General features: G+C 54.4%; 3 protein-coding genes. All 3 read left to right on the top strand.

All coding sequences use genetic code 11. The features are described from left to right. The coding region (locus tag MKK70_RS00120) for a transposase (protein WP_243945263.1) at window positions 1-172 on the top strand (172 nt) is incomplete at its 5' end. Between the two features lie 327 nt (window positions 173-499). Then, entirely contained in the window at window positions 500-748 is a 249-nt protein-coding gene (locus MKK70_RS00115) for a hypothetical protein (protein ID WP_243938369.1), read from the top strand. 506 nt (window positions 749-1,254) lie between these two features. Then, complete coding sequence (locus MKK70_RS00110; protein WP_243938371.1) at window positions 1,255-1,572, top strand: hypothetical protein; 318 nt, start codon at window positions 1,255-1,257, stop codon at window positions 1,570-1,572. Window positions 1,573-2,000 lie beyond the last annotated feature (428 nt).

Here is a 2,000-nt window from a genome sequence, read left to right as displayed (position 1 = left end):
GGTCGGCTTTGCCGTGCACCCGCGCCGATGGGTGGTCGAACGCTTCTTCGGCTGGATCAGCCGCAACCGCCGCCTTTGGAAAGACCCGGAGGCGACCCTCGCCTCGGCCCAAGCCTTCCTCTACGCCGCCGCCGTCATGATTCTCGTCCGAAGGCTCGGCCGAGCGTCATGACTTATCGGACGGACTCTAAAAGAGCCGACTTGATCGGATGGTTTCGTCTGATGCTATTATTTACCGCCGACAGACAGTTAAATCGTCCAAAAAAAATGAATTGATGATATTTGGCGTGCAAATATCTCTAAGATGCAGACGCTGACGTTCATTCCCGATTACGTCCGCCGTCTGCGCCCGTTGACCCTCGCCTGCCCCCGGTGGAGTCAACGGGTGTAGATTGCGCCTCATCCAGCGTTTCAACCCAAATCAAGCGTCAGCATAAGAGCTAAAGCCAGCAGATTTTCTTCTATCCAGATACCCGACCCATGTGGTGAGGAGTGTGCTGTGTACAATCCCTTCTTCTCATCGATGATGCTCGCTCTCGAATGCCAAAAGGTCATTGAACTTCGCCTTGTCCGGCTAGCCTGGGGCGGCCGTGAGGCTAGGGCTGAGATGCACTCCATGGTGGTCGAGAAGATCCAGGCGAGCATGGAGGCCGCCGGTACACTGATGATGGGCAGCTCCCCCGAAGTCGTCATTGCGCGATACCGCGAGCACGTGGCGGCCAACGCGAAAAGACTATCCGCTGATTAACGAGTATTTTTCTAATAAAACTAACTGAATATTTCCGTTTAATTGTGTTGTTGTCAAAATATGAGGAATAAATTTATGCCAGGCAACGAATATCTCATCGCCGGCCTAGCGCTGATGACTTTGACTACAGTTATTGTAGTTGCGTCAGTAATTCGCGGCAAGGTTGCAGAGTCCAAAGGTGACCCAGAACGATCCGACTTCACCAAAAATAACGGTGAAACTCCTCGGCAGAACCGCCCGGGGACTGAACACTAAATCTTTGCGGGCCAACGGAGTCGCTTCCCGGGTCTCCCGTCAGCATTAGTCTCTGATGCGGCAAGGAGATCCTTTATTTTCCTGCTTCGATTTGGGGTATTGTTCGCTCTACAAACGACAAAGCAGCACTGCTCCAGAGCCTTCAAATTCTGATGCCCAGCTCGAACCCCGTCGAAGTTTCTAATCTAAACCCTTGAAGGGAGGCAGTTATCGTCAGCACCGCTACGGACATCGACACGCTTCGCGCCTACATGAATGGCATCATGGATCGGGCTGAAGAAGGGACGATGGGCGTCATCACGATTACTCTCGCGTTGATCGGCGGGATTGCATGGCAGGCCAATCCAGGTACGCTCATGCTGCAGATCAAGGACGGCGACATTCCGGTGAACGTGCTCTGGGCATCGTTCGGCGAGCAACAAATGACGTTCTCGTACAATCACAAAACCGCAACAATCGAGATGCGTGACGGAGCCATTCACGGCACGATTATCCGGACGTTCAGCACCCGAATGCTGGAAATCGAAATTGAGGGCTTTTTTGGTTCGATGCGACGTAAGCCAAACTAAAGGGCGCCCGCCGTCTCTGGATTAAGTCTTTGCACGCCGTATCGGTTCGACTTTGGCGAAACGCTCGCCCATGCCTCGTGAACAACGAATTGCCGCTTACCGAGCATAGCTGTTTAGGCCCGACATCCCCCTACCTGTGGTTGATCACCCGCTATTCCTACAACGCAGGAACCCGCTGGGGGCGATCTCGCTCGCATCATGGAGGTGTCGGGGTACCGCGATCCGCGGACGGTACTTCGCTACGTCAGGAGGGCGAACGCCTTCAAGGATCACGCGGGAAGCGGCTTCTTATACCAACCGGCATTGATCATAACCGATAGGCCCACTGGCGCAGTCCGATGGACATGATGAGCCAGGGTTGGGCGACGAAGCGTTTCCAGGCCTCACAACACCGATCGAGGATGTCGTCGTAGGAGGTGAAGATCCGG

The sequence above is a fragment of the Methylobacterium sp. E-041 genome (genome assembly GCF_022829665.1).
In the GTDB taxonomy this organism is placed as follows: domain Bacteria; phylum Pseudomonadota; class Alphaproteobacteria; order Rhizobiales; family Beijerinckiaceae; genus Methylobacterium.
This window is presented reverse-complemented; position numbering and strand designations above follow the sequence as displayed.

Excerpts from the sequence above, each read along its gene's own strand:
- MKK70_RS00110 (WP_243938371.1), top strand. The coding sequence starts at position 1,255 with ATGAATGGCATCATGGATCGGGCTGAAGAAGGGACGATGGGCGTCATC.